Here is a 16,072-nt window from a genome sequence, read left to right on the forward strand (position 1 = left end):
TATGACAGCACAAACACTATTCTACATAATAATAGGTATCATAGTCATAAACTTCATCAAAGACAAAATCCTTGATGCAATTAATGCTAAGCATTATGACGATCCAATTCCTAAAGAACTAAAAGATGTTTATGACAAAGACGAATACCAAAAATCTCAAATGTATAAAGCCACAAATTATAGTTTCGGAATATGGACGTCTCTATTTTCATTAATATTAACTTTAGCTTTCCTATTCTTTGATGGTTTTGAATATGTCGATAACATAGCTAGAAGCTATTCTCAAAAACCAATTATTGTAGCTTTAATCTTCTTTGGCATTATTATGATTGCAAGTGACATTATCACAATACCATTTGCTTATCACAAAACCTTTGTCATAGAAGAACAATTTGGCTTTAATAAAACCACAAAAAAGACATTTATCTTAGACAAGTTAAAAGGTTTAGTAATGATGGTAACAATTGGTGGTGGCATCATTGCATTAATAATTTGGTTTTATCAAAAAACAGGAAATCAATTTTGGTTATATGCTTGGGGAATTGTGACCGTATTTACCGTTTTTATGAATATGTTTTATTCTAAACTCATCGTACCATTGTTCAACAAACAAACACCTTTAGAAGATGGTGAATTACGTAATAAAATATCAGACTACGCACGATCCGTTGGTTTTAGTTTGAAGAAAATTTTCATTATCGATGGCTCAAAACGAAGCACTAAAGCTAATGCCTATTTCTCTGGTTTTGGAAGTGAAAAGCGCGTAACACTATACGATACTCTAGTTAACGATTTAGATGACGAAGAAATTGTTGCGGTTTTGGCTCATGAAGTTGGGCATTACAAAAAGAAACACATTATTTTTAATTTATTCACCTCTATCCTGCTCACAGGACTAACACTTTATATCTTATCTATTTTCATTTCTAATCCGTTATTATCTAATGCGATTGGAGTAGAAACGCCAAGTTTTCATGTTGGTCTCATTGCTTTCGGTTTACTCTACTCTCCTATTTCTGAACTCACAGGTTTAATTATGAATTACGTATCGCGAGTGTTTGAATACCAAGCAGATGATTATGCTAAAAACACTTATAAATCTGAGCCTTTAATTACTTCATTAAAGAAGTTATCTAAGAATAGTTTAAGTAATTTAACACCACATAAAGCATATGTGTTTATGCATTATTCGCATCCTACATTATTGGAACGTGTGAAGAATTTGAAGAAGAAATAAACCCAAAGTTTAAAATGTTATATAAAAGTTATATCTCATTGAGCTGAGTATAATTTTGATTAAATTTAAGGCATAAACGCTTTAAATCAATTCGTTATGATCGCAGCAATACTAAGACGATTTTCAGTATTTACATACTCAACTATAATTTCAGTCATAATTACTTGCTCCATTCCTTTGGCAGAACCATTAATGGCGCAAAATGAAAATTTAGAGACCATAATTACGTCATTCGAAAATTATACGTCACAATACAGAGAACTGGCCTATTGTCATTTGAATAAAAGCACCTATATAAAGGGAGAAATGATTGGGTTTAGTGCCTATGTTTTTGATAAGGATTTAAAAGTACCCTCAAAATCCACTAAAAACCTGTATTGCGTCATTACTGATAAAAACAATGAACTTGTAAAGAGTAAATTAATAAGAGTAGAAAATGGCTTTTCTAATACTATATTTAAAATAGACAGCGCATTCACATCTGGTAACTATACGATTAAGGCTTATACCAATTGGATGAATAATTTTGAGGAACCCAATGCCTTTGTGGAGTCTTTTAGAGTTATTGATCCAGAAGTAAAAAAAATCATAAAAAAACGAACCCTTGCAAATGAAATAGATGCTCAGTTTTTACCCGAAGGTGGTTATTTTGTCGATGCTGTCCAAACCACTGTTGGAGTCATACTTAAAAATACTGAAGGTCTTGGAATTTCTGAGGTTGAAGGCAACGTGTATGATTCAAATAACAAATTCATCACAGCATTTAAAACCAATAGCTTGGGTATAGGAAGATTTTTGTTATACCCTGAATTAAATCAGAAATATAAAGTAAAAATAAATCATCTCAATAAAGACTTTGAATTTCAGATTAATGATATTAAACCTAAAGGTATATCAATCAATTTAAATAACTATAATAAAAAACTAGCCATAGGATTTAATACCAATGAAAGAACATATAACGATATTAAAAGCAAATGGTTTAATCTAATTATTCACAATGGTAACGAGGCAAAGGGCATATATGTTACTTTCAACGAAAAAGACATTGTAAAAATGATTGACCATGAAGAATTATTTCCTGGAATTAACATCTTCACCCTATTTGATGAGAACAATCAACCTTTATTAGAACGACTATTTTTTAATTATGAGGGAGTAAATCTTTTAAGTTATGAAAAAGCGAATTATACGCAATCGAACGATTCATTACAAATCAGTATTCCGATTAAGGAATTTGCTCATATCACGGATGAAAATTCTAACATAAGTATTTCGGTACTTCCAGAAGGAACTAAATCCTATAAAAGGCATCAAAATATTATTTCATATACATTCTTGCAGCCTTATGTTAAAGGTTATATTGAAAATGCTCAATATTATTTTACAAACATCAACTCTAAAAAGAAGTATGATCTTGACAATTTATTAATTACACAAGGTTGGAGCAGTTATGCTTGGGGTGATATTTTTAATAAAAATGTGAGCGATAACTATGTCTTTGAAGATGGCATTCTTTTAAAAGCCAATCAAAATAAAAAAAGACAAAGCGATTTTATTGTGTATCCTTTAAAATACAGCAATGGATTGACTGTAAATTTAACTGATGAAAAACAAAGTTTTGTCGTCCCTTATCTATATCCTGAAGGTAACGAAGTATTAGGGATTGGTAAGCTAAATAAAAGAGGAAAAGTGAATCAACCTGATTTATCTATGCAATTTTTTCCATCCAAAATACCAGATTATAACAATCAGCCTAAAGTATTAAAAACTAAAAGAGCAACTAACACTAAGACCATACCAAAATCCCCATTACCTTCCTTTAATTCTAAGGAGGCCGAAATACTCGATGAGGTACTTGTTGAAGCGGACCCTAAGTTAGAAAAAATAAATCGATTACGAGAAAACCTGTTTCTTAGCAATGTCGATGTATTTGACGACCATATGAGACAAAGCAACCTTACTTTTGTAATGTATTTAAATCGATATGTACCAGGGTTTAATGCTTTTGAGCAAGCAGGTAAAGTATTTATAGGAAACAGGCGTGTAACATCTTCCAATGATTTTTTCTCAACACCAACGCCAATTGTGTACTTAGACGATATGCTAATAACGAATTTAGATTATTTTTATGCTTATAATATGTTTGACGTTGATTATGTCACGGTTAACAATGGATTAGGTGAAGGCTTTCTTGGCGCTAATGGTGTTATAAAAATATATACAAATCCTGGCTATGCAAAAAGGCAAAAAGATAGTGTTTTCAAATCATTTAAATTTCCACTAACATTTTCTGAGAAGAAAAAATTCTATGCCCCAAAATATGATATATACAATGATGATTTTTTTAGAAACTACGGAGTTATCGATTGGATTCCCAATTGTAAAATAGACACTAAAAGACATTTGAATTTTACCATATACAACCCAGCTAATAACAATATGACCTTTTTTATTGAAGGAGTTACAGAAAATGGTGTTTTTACATCTGAGCTTAAAACTTTGAATATCAACGATAATAATTAAAAAGTTAAATTCTCTCCTAGATTTTATATAGAATTAAGGAAGATCTTTTTAAGTATTTGAAGTATTATTTCTACTTGACAATCTAAAGGTTTTTAACTAACTCAGAATAGATGCCTTAATTTTAAATATTCCCGCACTAAAACCAACAAAACTTACCATTCCACGAAATCTTTACTAATTTTTAAATAAGCTCTAAGATTACATTGTCTTTTAATAACGATTTTACTACATTAGTTCTATGACTGAGGAAGCCATAGAAATTGAAAATAAAGCCATAGCAAAAGCTTACAAAGAATTACTCAAAGTCAGCTATCAAACCTTAACTGACGAGGATAAGAAATTAATCCGTCATGCCTTTGAGGTAGCTGTTGATGCGCATAAGGATCAACGTCGTAAGTCTGGTGAGGCTTATATTTTTCATCCTATTGCTGTGGCAAGAATTGTAGCCAAAGAAATTGGCTTGGATGCCACATCTATTGCTGCGGCTTTACTTCATGATGTGGTTGAAGACAACCCAGAATACACCATTGCAGATATAGAGCAACTATTTGGAGAAACCGTTGCCAGGATTGTAGATGGTCTTACCAAAATCTCTTCATTGAAAAAGGATATGGATGTCTCGCTTCAGGCTGAGAATTTTAGAAAAATGCTACTCACCCTCAATGATGATGTCCGCGTTATTATCATAAAAATCGCAGATCGTTTGCACAATATGCAGACTATGGATTCTATGCGACCAGACAAACAAGTCAAAATTGCTTCAGAAACCTTATACATTTACGCGCCTCTAGCACATAGAATTGGGCTATATAATATAAAAACCGAATTAGAAGACTTAGGCCTTAAATATACCGAACCCGAAGTTTATAATGACATCTTAGAAAAGATACAAGAAAGCAAAGAAGACCAAGACGCATACATTAAGTCATTTTCAAAAGTTATTGAAAAAACCTTGGACAAAGAAGGTTTAAATTATGAAATTAAAGGAAGACCAAAATCAATTTTCAGTATTAGGCGAAAAATGATTAAACAAGGGGTTTCCTTTGATGAAGTCTATGATAAGTTTGCCGTTCGTATCGTTTATAAGTCTGATTTAGAGAACGAAAAATTCCTAGCTTGGAAAATATATTCTGTTGTTACAGATCACTTTACTCCTAACCCAATTAGACTTAGAGATTGGATTTCATCACCTAAATCTACAGGATATGAAGCACTTCACATTACAGTTGTAGGACCGAAGAGCCGTTGGGTAGAAGTTCAGATTCGTAGTGAGCGCATGAACGAGATTGCTGAGAAAGGCTATGCTGCACACTATAAATATAAAAACAAAGAAGATAAAGAAGATAATCTCGATCTCTGGATAAACCGACTCCAAGAAGCTCTAGAAAACAACGAAGCCGATGCTGTTGATTTTGTAGAACAGTTTAAACTCAACTTATATTCAAAAGAAATTTTTGTGTTTTCACCAAAAGGAGATTTAAAATCACTTCCTAAAGGTGCAACTCCTTTAGATTTTGCTTTTAGTATTCATACTGAAGTTGGCATGAAAACACGTGGTGCAAAAGTTAATGGCAAGTTAGTACCCTTAAGCCACGAATTACAGAGTGGTGATCGTATTGAAATAATGACTTCAGAGAATGCCAAACCTAACGCTAACTGGCTCGATTATGCAACCACAGCGAGAGCACGAAGTAAGATAAAATCAGCATTAAACGAAGACACAAAGTTAATTGCAGAAGAAGGAAAAGAAATTTTAAGGCGAAAATTAAAACAACTCAAAATTGCACTAAATGAAAAATCAGTGAATGAATTGGTGAGTTATTTTAAACTCAGTACATCCTTAGATTTATTTTATCGTGTAGGTATTGGCACTATTGACAATACAAAATTAAAAGCTTTTGCATCGTCTCGAAGCAATGTATTTGTCAGTTATCTAAAAAATAAAATTTACAAACCCTCTGCACCTAAAGATGTCCATAAGGAAGAGATTACTTCTAAATATGATATGTTGGTTTTTGGCAAAGAGGAAGAAAAACTTGACTACTCCTTAGCAAATTGTTGCAACCCAATTCCAGGTGATAAAGTTTTTGGTTTTGTAACCGTTAATGAAGGTATAAAAGTGCATAAAAAGAATTGTCCAAATGCCGTGAGCTTGCAGTCTAATTATGCCTATAGAATTATGCAGGCTAAATGGATTGACTCCAGTCAACAAGTATATAAATCACAGATTACCTTATCCGGAATTGATAATCTAGGTCTAGTTAACGATATCACTAAACTAATCTCTGAAAATATGCACGTTAATATGAAGAGTATAAGTTTTTCTAGTGATGATGGCGTATTTACCGGTAAAATCACCGTTGAGGTAAACAATCAAACCTTATTGAAAAAACTTATTAATAATCTAAAAAAGATTAATGGTATTGACAAGGTCACTAGAGTTTGATTCTGTTTTTAAGAGTTATAAACACTATTGAAATAGTTGTTCATTTCTTTTCTCTTAATCGCTGTTTTTATCATTAATATGCTATTAAATTTACTTAAATTTGCGTCTTAATTATGAATGCAACTAAAGAAGAAAGTAATCAAGAAATTGTAAAACGCGTATTTACACAATTTCTTGAAGAAAAAGGTCACCGAAAAACACCTGAGCGTTACGCTATACTTCAAGAAATTTATGATAGTGAAGAGCATTTTGATATAGAATCTCTCTACATTAAAATGAAAAACAAAAATTATCGTGTAAGCAGAGCAACTTTATACAATACCATTGAGTTACTCTTAGATTGCTCATTAGTTCGTAAGCATCAATTCGGTCAGAATCAGGCACATTACGAAAAATCATATTTCGATAAAAATCACGATCATGTCATTCTCACTGATACAGGAGAAGTTATTGAATTTTGTGACCCTCGGATTCAATCCATCAAAAAAACCATAGAAGAGGTTTTTGACATACAAATAACTAATCATTCACTATATTTTTACGGCAACCGTAAAAAAGACGACTAACTAATTTTTTAAAATGGCAGTAGATTTACTACTTGGATTACAATGGGGAGATGAAGGCAAAGGAAAAATTGTCGATGTATTTACCTCTAAATACGATATTATTGCACGCTTTCAAGGTGGACCAAATGCAGGACACACATTAGTCTTTAATGGCAGAAAACATGTACTACACACTATACCTTCTGGGATTTTTCATGACAATACTGTAAACCTTGTTGGTAATGGAGTCGTTATCGATCCTGTAATTTTCAAAAAGGAATTAGACAAGCTAGACGAGCAAAATGTAGACTACAGAAAATCTCTATGCATTTCTCGCAAAGCACATATTATTTTACCAACACATCGTTTATTAGATGCTGCAAGTGAAGCCTCTAAAGGCAAAGCAAAAATAGGTTCTACATTAAAAGGTATTGGCCCAACTTACATGGATAAAACTGGTAGAAACGGTATTAGAGTTGGTGATATTGAATTAGCAGATTGGAAAGACAAATACAGGGCATTGGCAGATAAGCACGAAGCGATGATTGCTTTTTACAATGTAGATATTCAATACGATTTAGAAGAATTAGAAACAGATTTCTTCAACGCTATAGAAACTTTAAAAAGTTTAAAATTTATTGATTCTGAAGAATTTATACATCAGGCACAAACTTCTGGAAAATCTATTTTAGCAGAAGGTGCACAAGGCTCTTTATTAGATATTGACTTTGGAACGTATCCATTCGTCACGTCTTCAAATACTACTGCTGCTGGAGCATGTACAGGTTTAGGTGTTGCACCAAGTCAAATCGGTGAAGTTTTCGGAATTTTTAAGGCCTATACAACGCGTGTGGGTTCTGGTCCTTTCCCTACAGAATTGTTCGATAAAGATGGTGAAACTATGGCTAGAGTTGGTAACGAATTTGGTGCCACTACCGGTCGTCCAAGACGTTGTGGTTGGTTAGATTTAGTCGCTTTGCGTTATGCTTGCCAAGTTAATGGTGTGACTCAACTTATAATGATGAAAGGTGATGTACTTTCAGGATTTAAAACCTTAAAAGTGTGTACAGCATATAAATATAAAGGTGAAGAAATTACACATCTGCCATATAATATTGAAGAAGAAAACGTGACTCCAATCTACACTGAAGTGAAAGGTTGGGCAGCAGATTTAACTGGGATGACTGAAGCATCGGAATTACCTGAAAATCTAAATGCCTACGTAGAGTTTCTAGAGAAAGAACTCAACATTCCTATTACTATTGTTTCTGTAGGACCAGATCGTAAGCAGACGATTGTGAGGAAAGAGTTATAGATTGCTTAATCTTCAAAATATGAGAAGTTTTATAAAAATAATATTCTTATTTCTCTTATTGTCTTTACAATCTTGTCTTTTTGGAGTGGGTCTGGTAGAACTGCAACTTGCAGATAATATTTCTTTATTCGGAAACGGGTCATATGAAGAAGTAGCAATTTACTATTCAGATGAAGAAAATAATTGTTCAGCTATTTTGGTTCCGTCAACAGTTTTTGCAGTAGGCTATGATGATAGCTTTATAATAGCAAAAAGCCAGCCTATTGATTGGGAACAATCAACTAAAAAAACTTATTATCATATTATTGAAATTAAAAAATTAAGTTGTGAGAATAAGGACTCTGTTCCATACTATACATTAGAACAATTTAATTTTCTAAAGAAAAAATTAAACATTTCTAAGGATTTAAACTTTACTATCAATTTTGAGGATAAACTTACTAATGTTAAAAAAACTGTTAACTCATACTAAAGCAAAACTATAAATGTTATTTTGTAATAAATATTTTGCTTTGAATCCATTAAAGAAATTTCTTTTTCTACTTTGTTTTAGTATTGTGTCATTATGCTTTGCTCAGAAGCAAACGATAACAGTAAAATATTCAGGATCACTTTCTTCTGACCCTGAGATAGAAGATGGTGCCAAAATTTTCACAAGAGATAAATCACTACAAGTAAATTTCTTTCACAAAGGTGCTGATCTTTTCTGCGATAAAGCTATTTATTACGAAGATCAGGACTATCTTGAAGCTTTTGGTAATGTAGTCATGAAACAAGGAGACACTATTAATATGACAGCCAAATACGTAGAGTATAGTGGTAAAACACAAATGGCTTATGCCAGAGGTGACGTGGTATTAACAGAACCACAATCTGTATTAACAACCGATAAACTCTATTACGACAGAAACCGACAACTCGCTTATTACGATACTAAAGGTAAAGTCGTAAGAGATTCATCTGGCACCATTACAAGTCAGATTGGTCGCTATTATATGGCTGCGAGTAAATATCAGTTTACTCAAGATGTTGTGCTCGTTAATCCTAAATATACCCTAAATACCGAGCGTCTCGATTTTTTTACAGAAAATGGTCATGCTTATCTTTTTGGACCTTCGACAATAGTTGGAGAGACAAGTAAAGTCTATTGCGAACGTGGTTTTTATAATACCAACAACGATGTTGGCCATTTTCAACGTAATGCCAAAATAGAATATGACAACCGAACTGTTGAAGGAGATAGTTTATATTTTGACAGAAATAAAAGTTTTGCCTCTGCGACTAACAACATTACAGTTACCGATACCATAAATAAAAGTATTGTTCGTGGTCATTACGCAGAAGTCTGGCGCGCTAAAGATTCCGTATTTATTACCAAACGTGCCTTAGCAATAACAGTGCAAGAAAAAGATTCTGTTTATTTACGTGCAGATACTTTAATGGTCACTGGTAAAGCCGATAATCGAATTACTCGTGGCTACTATAATGCTAGATTGTACAAAAGCGATTTAGCAGGAAAATCAGATTCCATTCATGTAAATCATAAAACAGGATTAACTCAGATGCTAAATTTGAGTCGGTTTAGCTCAACAGATGCCTTTGCTACTAAACGAAAACCTGTACTCTGGAATTTAGGCAATCAAATGACTGGAGACACCATCCATGTAATTTCTAATGTTAAAACCGAGCAGTTAGATTCCCTCAAAGTATTCAATAATGCCTTTCTGGTAAGTAAAGATACTTTGAGTGAAGATGGCTATAACCAAATAAAAGGGCAGCGTTTAATTGGACTCTTTAGAGATAATGAACTCTATAATGTTGATATTATTAAAAATGCAGAAGTCATTTATTATTCTCGAAATGCCGAAAATGAATTAGTCGGCATCAATAAATCTAAGTCTGGTAGCATTAATATAAAAATTGAAGAACAGGCTATTGAAGAAATAAGGCTAATACAACAAATAGATGGTCAGCTCTTTCCAGAATCTCAGTTTCCCAAAAGTGGAAAACGATTTAGAGGTTTTGATTGGAGAGGCGAAGAAAGACCAATGTCTGTCGAAGATTTGTTTAAAGATGATCCACCTTTAGTACTGCCAAAAATTAAAGGATTAGAAGACTATGTACCTCCAGAAGAATTTATTGATGATACAGTAAACGAACGTATTAAAGAAGCTGGCAAAGCCACACCGAACAAACCTAATAAAGCAGCAAGAAATTTACCAAACAAACCTACAGTTATGCCTTTAAAACCAAAGGTTAAAAAAACTAATGATTCAATAAAAACAAAAGCAAACGATAGTCTTAAATCAAAATTTAAAGATACTTTAAAGAAAAAAGTTCCAGAAAATATAAAATCGTCTGCAAAAGACTCATTGAAAATTAAAGAAAAAACCAAAGATTAATAATTGGTTTATGCAACATGATTTTTTTAAATACCAAGCGCAAACCACACCACATCCTCTAGCAATGGAGATTAGTCATGCCAAAGGTTCATATATCTATGACACTAAAGGTAAAGTCTATCTCGATTTTGTAGCTGGTGTTTCTGCTTGTAGTTTAGGGCATTCGCACCCTAAAGTGGTAAACGCTGTAAAAGCACAATTAGATAAATATCTCCACGTCATGGTATACGGAGAATACATCCAAGAACCTGCTCTTGAGCTATCTAAACTACTAGCAAAGCACCTACCAAAACCATTAGAAACAACGTATTTGGTCAACTCTGGTACTGAAGCGATAGAAGGTAGTATTAAATTAGCAAGACGATTCACTGGTAGATCAGAAATAATTGCGGCTAAAAATGCGTATCATGGCAATACAATGGGTTCCTTAAGTCTAATGGATTATGAAGAGCGCAAACAACCATTTTTACCACTCATTCCAGATATAAAGCATATCACATTTAATTGCGAATTTTGTCTACAACAGATTACAGAGCAAACAGCAGCTGTTATTTTAGAAACCATTCAAGGTGGAGCTGGTTTTATTGAACCTACCGATGATTATTTGCAAAAAGTACAGCAACGTTGCAATGCGGTTGGAGCTCTTTTTATTTTAGATGAAATTCAACCTGGAATTGGAAGAACAGGAAAGCTATTCGGATTTGAAAATTATAACTGCCAACCAGATATTGTTGCTACAGGAAAAGGCTTAGGTGGAGGTTTACCTATTGGAGCATTTACAGCTTCTAAAAAAATGATGGATGTTTTGAGTGATAATCCCAAACTTGGACACATTACTACTTTTGGAGGACATCCTGTAATTGCAGCAGCAGCTTTAGCAACTCTAAGAGAAATTACAACTTCTAATTTAATGACTGAGGCTTTAGAAAAAGAACAATTAATTAGACAACATCTTCAACATAAACGTATAAAAGAGATAAGAGGTAGAGGTTTAATGCTAGCCGTTTTTACTGAAAATACAGACATTACAAATGAGGTAATTATGCGCTGTCAAGATCAAGGTTTAGTACTTTTTTGGTTACTTTTTGAGCCTAAAGCCATCCGAATTACACCTCCTCTAACAATTTCAAAAGACGAAATCGTTAAAGGATGTAAGATAATAACTTCAGTTTTAGATTCTATTTAATCTTTCTTCACTTATCTTAATATATTGATATTCAGATTTTATTACGTATTAGCATAAAGTAAAATTTTAATGTTAATTATTTTGTTAAAAACAATAAATCAAAAATCTATGTAATGTAAACGATAAGGTTAATTTTATTCTAGTGAATCTCTAACCGCTTATGAATTATAGTCACGAAGACGAAAATTTTCCGCTTACCCGATTTGAATCGATGCTAAAAACAAATGACATTTTGTTTTTCGATTCAAGTGAATTTGAAAACATCATTCATCACTATCTTGAAAATGGAAAAATTGCCTTGTCTAAGCGTGCTATAAAGTTAGGATTAGAACAGCACCCAACATCTATAAATCTTAGACTTTTTCAAGTAGAAATATTAGTAATTGAAAATAAGTTTGCCGAAGCTGATGACATTCTAGACGCCCTTCACGATTTAGAACCTACAAACGAAGAAATTTTTATCCAAAAAGCTAATGTACTGTCTAAGCAAGATGAGCATGAAAAAGCAATAGAGACCTTATTAATTGCAATCAGCATGTCTAGCACACCAGAAGATGATGCAGATTTATACGCTTTAGTTGGTATGGAATATTTGTTCTTAGATCAATTTGACAAGGCCATTGTATACTTTAAAAAGTGTCTAGAGGCCGATACGACTGATTATTCGGCCCTACACAACGTTATATATTGCTTTGATTTTTTAAATAAGAATGAAGAGGCCATAGAATATCTAAACGCATTTCTAGACAAAAATCCGTATTGCGAAGTAGCTTGGCATCAATTAGGCCGTCAATATTTTACGATAAAAGATTATGCAAAAGCCAACGCTGCGTTCGATTTTGCCATTATTTCGGATGACACTTTTGTCGGAGCTTACATCGAAAAAGGAAAAGTACTTGAAAAATTAAAAAAGTATGAGGAAGCCATAGAAAACTACAAAATTACTTTGGCTTTAGATGATCCTACATCGTTTGCCCTGCTGCGTATTGGATTTTGCTATGATAAATTAGGTCAAGAGGATTTAGCAATTCAATTTTTAAAAAAAACAATTGATGAAGACGCACTACTTGATAGAGGTTGGATTGCCATCACTAAGTTTTACATGAAACGTCTTAATTATCAAAAGGCACTTTATTATATAAATAAAGCAGTGACAATTGATGGTGATAATGTAGTTTATTGGAAGTTATATGCAACAGTTAATAAACGTTTAAATTTTCTTGAAGAAGCAGAACGTGGTTACAAGCGTACTCTAGAATTAGGCAATTATGAATTAGATACTTGGATAGCAAGAGGGGATATATTAACCTCTTTAGGCGAATTTGAAGCTGCAATATATAATTTAATTCAAGCAACGGAATTTTATCCAGAAAATGCTGAGATTGAATACCGCTTAGGTGGTTTATATTTTACAATACACCAAACAGAAGAAGGACGTTTTCATCTCAAGAATGCCGTTCAACTGAATACTGATTATAGTTTTATCATTTCAGAATTATTTCCAAATCTCGACAATAAGCCTATGGTTAAGGCTATAATTTCGGATTCTAAAAAGACTTCCAACTAAAAAATCCATACCTTAGCGATTCTTATTTTTTAAAAGAATGCACAGACGATTTATAGATTACTTAATCATTAGCTTTAAGGGAATTGCCATGGGAGCAGCAGATGTTGTACCTGGTGTTTCGGGTGGTACAATTGCTTTTATATCAGGCATTTATGAAGAACTTATCGAAAGTATTGATAAGATAAATCTCAGTGTATTTAAAGTATGGAAAAAAGAAGGTTTTAAAACAGCATGGAAATCTATTAATGGCAATTTTTTATTAGCACTATTTTCTGGTATCGCAATCAGTATTTTATCACTTGCAAAATTGATCAAATGGTTATTGCATAATGAGCCTATACTGCTTTGGTCGTTCTTTTTTGGATTAGTTTTAGCAAGTATCCTATACATTGCGAAGCAAATTAAAGGTTGGTCTGTAAAAATCATTTTGGCAATAATAATTACTTCTGTTTTATCATATTTCATAACATTAGCAGAACCATTCGCTTCACCAGAAAGTCCTTTTTACTTATTATTTTGTGGATTTATTGCCATTATAGCAATGATATTACCTGGCGTTTCTGGAGCTTTTATTCTATTAATTTTAGGAGCTTATCAAATCGCAATCGATACTATTAATAATCTTGTAGAAGGCTTAACGACAGGAAACATGGCCCTTTTTAAAGATGCGTTTCTGAAATTCGTTTTACTTGCTATTGGTGCGGTAATTGGATTAAAAGTATTCTCAAAGGCACTAAACTGGATGTTCAAACATCATAAAAATCTAACCTTAGCCATATTAACAGGTTTTATGATTGGTTCTCTTAATAAGATTTGGCCATGGAAACAAGTATTAAAAACACGTATAGATTCTAAAGGTGAAGAAGTAACGCTTTTAGACAAAAGTATTCTCCCATCATCCTACGATGGAGATAACCAAATTGTAATGGCAATAATCTTTATTGTGATTGGTTTCGCAGCAATTCTTATTTTAGAAAGTTTAGGGAAACAAAAAAACAACGCCTAATGCAAAGCACTAGAACCTTTACAGATCGAATATTTCTGATCATAAAAGGTTTGGCTATGGGAGCTGCCAATAAAGTTCCTGGTGTTTCTGGCGGTGTTGTTGCGTTTGTAGCTGGCTTTTACGAAGAGTTTATTTATTCACTTCAGCGTGTCAACAAAACAGCATTTAAACTTTTATTCAATGGACGATTCAAAAGTTTTTACCGCTATATTAATGGCAAGTTTTTAGGGCTTCTCTTCTTAGGAATGATTGTTAGTTATTTTAGTGTCTCAAAAATCCTAGATTATCTAATCGTTCATTATGAGCTATACGTTTGGAGTACTTTCTTTGGAATGATTTTAGGTTCTATTTATTATATAAGCAAAGATTTCGGCGAATGGAATAGAAAAACTATTACTGCATTAATTCTTGGAGCAATTGTAGGTATTAGCATTAGTTTTTTAGATCCTGCAACTGAAAATGACAATCTCTTTTTTGTTTTTTTCTGTGGCATTATTAGTGTTTCGGGCATGACACTTCCTGGTTTTTCTGGTTCATTTATTCTTATTCTTCTTGGCAATTACGTATTACTTCTTATAGATTCTGTAAATGCGCTATACGATACCATATCAGATATTTTTGGTGGAGATTTTGAGTTTATTTATAATGAATCACGAGTAAGAATGCTAAAAGTACTGGGTGTATTTACCTTAGGCTCTGTTACTGGTCTTGTAACTTTTTCGCATATTCTAAATTACATTTTAAAGCATTATAAAAGTATAACTCTAGCGACAATTGTCGGATTTATTATTGGTTCTCTAGGAGTGGTTTGGCCATGGAAAAAAACTATATATAAAACAGATGTTGATGGGTCCCAAGTTTTAGATTCTACTGGAAAACAAATCATTGAAAACTATACACGATATTTACCAGAAATCAACGGCGAAACTTATACAGCAATTGCTTATATTGCCCTAGGAATTCTCATAGTTTTAGGATTAGAATGGTATGGACAACGCACAAGACAAATCAAAGTTTAAATTCGGACTCGTAGGTCGAGATATCTCCTACTCTTTCTCTAGAGGATATTTTGCTGATAAATTTAAAGATGATAATTTACCACATTCATATGTGAATTTTGATTTACAATCCATAGACGAACTTGAAGACATTATTAAAAACACTTCTAATTTAAAAGGGTTAAATGTTACAATTCCATACAAAGAAGAGGTTATGCCAATACTTGATAGTCTGAATAAAAAAGCCGAAAAAATTGGAGCCGTAAATACCATCAGAATTACATCAAATAAAAAATTAATTGGTTACAACACCGATTTCTACGGTTTCAAAAATTCAATAGAACCTCATTTAAAAAAACATCACAAGCGTGCCCTAATTCTCGGCACAGGAGGAGCGTCGAAAGCTATTGCCTATGCCCTTAAAAAACTAAAAATTGAATATAACTACGTCTCGCGTTCTAAAAAGAAAGGGGTTACCTATTTGTATTCCGAGTTGACTGATGAGATTATTTTAGCGCATTCAATAATTATAAATTGTACACCTATTGGAACCTTTCCTAAGGTAAATAAATGTCCGGATATTCCTTATGGTGCCATAACAAAAAAGCACATTCTTTTCGATCTTATATACAATCCAGAAAAAACTAAGTTTTTGAATACTGGTGAACAAAAAGGCGCTACAATTATTAATGGCTTAAAAATGTTGAAATTGCAAGCGGAAAAGTCTTGGGAAATTTGGAATAAGTCTTAAAACTCTTACAATAATCTAAGTGATAACCGCATTTGCATTCATATTTGAGCATTTGTCACTATCTTTAACAACCTATTTTAAAAATTTTGACAC

At 32.7% G+C, this 16,072-nt stretch carries 12 protein-coding genes; all 12 read left to right on the top strand.

Features of this window, described 5'->3' with window-relative positions:
- The first annotated feature begins 1 nt into the window (after position 1).
- Positions 2–1,237, top strand: a complete 1,236-nt coding sequence (locus SJY34_RS06670; RefSeq protein ID WP_400080364.1) for a M48 family metallopeptidase — start codon at positions 2–4, stop codon at positions 1,235–1,237.
- A 96-nt stretch (positions 1,238–1,333) separates the two neighbouring features.
- A complete protein-coding gene (locus tag SJY34_RS06675) occupies positions 1,334–3,763 on the top strand; it encodes a hypothetical protein (protein WP_400080366.1) in 2,430 nt (809 codons plus the stop codon).
- Between the two features lie 238 nt (positions 3,764–4,001).
- A complete protein-coding gene (locus tag SJY34_RS06680; protein ID WP_400080369.1) occupies positions 4,002–6,209 on the top strand; it encodes a RelA/SpoT family protein in 2,208 nt (735 codons plus the stop codon).
- Positions 6,210–6,322: 113 nt separating this feature from the next.
- Entirely contained in the window at positions 6,323–6,775 is a 453-nt protein-coding gene (locus SJY34_RS06685) for a Fur family transcriptional regulator (RefSeq protein ID WP_400080372.1), read from the top strand.
- A 13-nt stretch (positions 6,776–6,788) separates the two neighbouring features.
- Positions 6,789–8,069, top strand: a complete 1,281-nt coding sequence (locus tag SJY34_RS06690) for an adenylosuccinate synthase (RefSeq protein ID WP_400080374.1) — start codon at positions 6,789–6,791, stop codon at positions 8,067–8,069.
- 19 nt (positions 8,070–8,088) lie between these two features.
- Complete coding sequence (locus SJY34_RS06695) at positions 8,089–8,541, top strand: hypothetical protein (protein WP_400080377.1); 453 nt, start codon at positions 8,089–8,091, stop codon at positions 8,539–8,541.
- Between the two features lie 40 nt (positions 8,542–8,581).
- Entirely contained in the window at positions 8,582–10,471 is a 1,890-nt protein-coding gene (locus SJY34_RS06700; protein WP_400080380.1) for an OstA-like protein, read from the top strand.
- A gap of 10 nt (positions 10,472–10,481) precedes the next feature.
- Positions 10,482–11,657 (top strand): aspartate aminotransferase family protein, encoded by a 1,176-nt coding sequence (locus SJY34_RS06705; RefSeq protein WP_400080383.1) that lies wholly within the window; start codon positions 10,482–10,484, stop codon positions 11,655–11,657.
- Between the two features lie 160 nt (positions 11,658–11,817).
- A complete protein-coding gene (locus SJY34_RS06710; RefSeq protein WP_400080386.1) occupies positions 11,818–13,224 on the top strand; it encodes a tetratricopeptide repeat protein in 1,407 nt (468 codons plus the stop codon).
- 37 nt (positions 13,225–13,261) lie between these two features.
- Complete coding sequence (locus SJY34_RS06715) at positions 13,262–14,230, top strand: DUF368 domain-containing protein (RefSeq protein WP_400080388.1); 969 nt, start codon at positions 13,262–13,264, stop codon at positions 14,228–14,230.
- Positions 14,230–15,249 (top strand): DUF368 domain-containing protein, encoded by a 1,020-nt coding sequence (locus tag SJY34_RS06720; RefSeq protein ID WP_400080390.1) that lies wholly within the window; start codon positions 14,230–14,232, stop codon positions 15,247–15,249. Before SJY34_RS06715 ends, SJY34_RS06720 begins: the two co-directional genes overlap by 1 nt.
- Complete coding sequence (locus tag SJY34_RS06725; RefSeq protein ID WP_400080393.1) at positions 15,218–15,979, top strand: shikimate dehydrogenase family protein; 762 nt, start codon at positions 15,218–15,220, stop codon at positions 15,977–15,979. The genes SJY34_RS06720 and SJY34_RS06725 overlap by 32 nt, the downstream gene beginning before the upstream one ends.
- Positions 15,980–16,072 lie beyond the last annotated feature (93 nt).

This window comes from Winogradskyella sp. R77965, from assembly GCF_044594915.1.
Lineage (GTDB): Bacteria > Bacteroidota > Bacteroidia > Flavobacteriales > Flavobacteriaceae > Winogradskyella.

Bases quoted from the DNA above. Each gene is read 5' to 3' on its own strand.
- SJY34_RS06695 (WP_400080377.1), top strand. From the start codon at position 8,089: ATGAGAAGTTTTATAAAAATAATATTCTTATTTCTCTTATTGTCTTTA.
- SJY34_RS06680 (WP_400080369.1), top strand. From the start codon at position 4,002: ATGACTGAGGAAGCCATAGAAATTGAAAATAAAGCCATAGCAAAAGCT.
- SJY34_RS06725 (WP_400080393.1), top strand. From the start codon at position 15,218: ATGGACAACGCACAAGACAAATCAAAGTTTAAATTCGGACTCGTAGGT.
- SJY34_RS06720 (WP_400080390.1), top strand. From the start codon at position 14,230: ATGCAAAGCACTAGAACCTTTACAGATCGAATATTTCTGATCATAAAA.
- SJY34_RS06670 (WP_400080364.1), top strand. From the start codon at position 2: ATGACAGCACAAACACTATTCTACATAATAATAGGTATCATAGTCATA.
- SJY34_RS06715 (WP_400080388.1), top strand. From the start codon at position 13,262: ATGCACAGACGATTTATAGATTACTTAATCATTAGCTTTAAGGGAATT.
- SJY34_RS06690 (WP_400080374.1), top strand. From the start codon at position 6,789: ATGGCAGTAGATTTACTACTTGGATTACAATGGGGAGATGAAGGCAAA.
- SJY34_RS06710 (WP_400080386.1), top strand. From the start codon at position 11,818: ATGAATTATAGTCACGAAGACGAAAATTTTCCGCTTACCCGATTTGAA.
- SJY34_RS06685 (WP_400080372.1), top strand. From the start codon at position 6,323: ATGAATGCAACTAAAGAAGAAAGTAATCAAGAAATTGTAAAACGCGTA.
- SJY34_RS06705 (WP_400080383.1), top strand. From the start codon at position 10,482: ATGCAACATGATTTTTTTAAATACCAAGCGCAAACCACACCACATCCT.
- SJY34_RS06675 (WP_400080366.1), top strand. From the start codon at position 1,334: ATGATCGCAGCAATACTAAGACGATTTTCAGTATTTACATACTCAACT.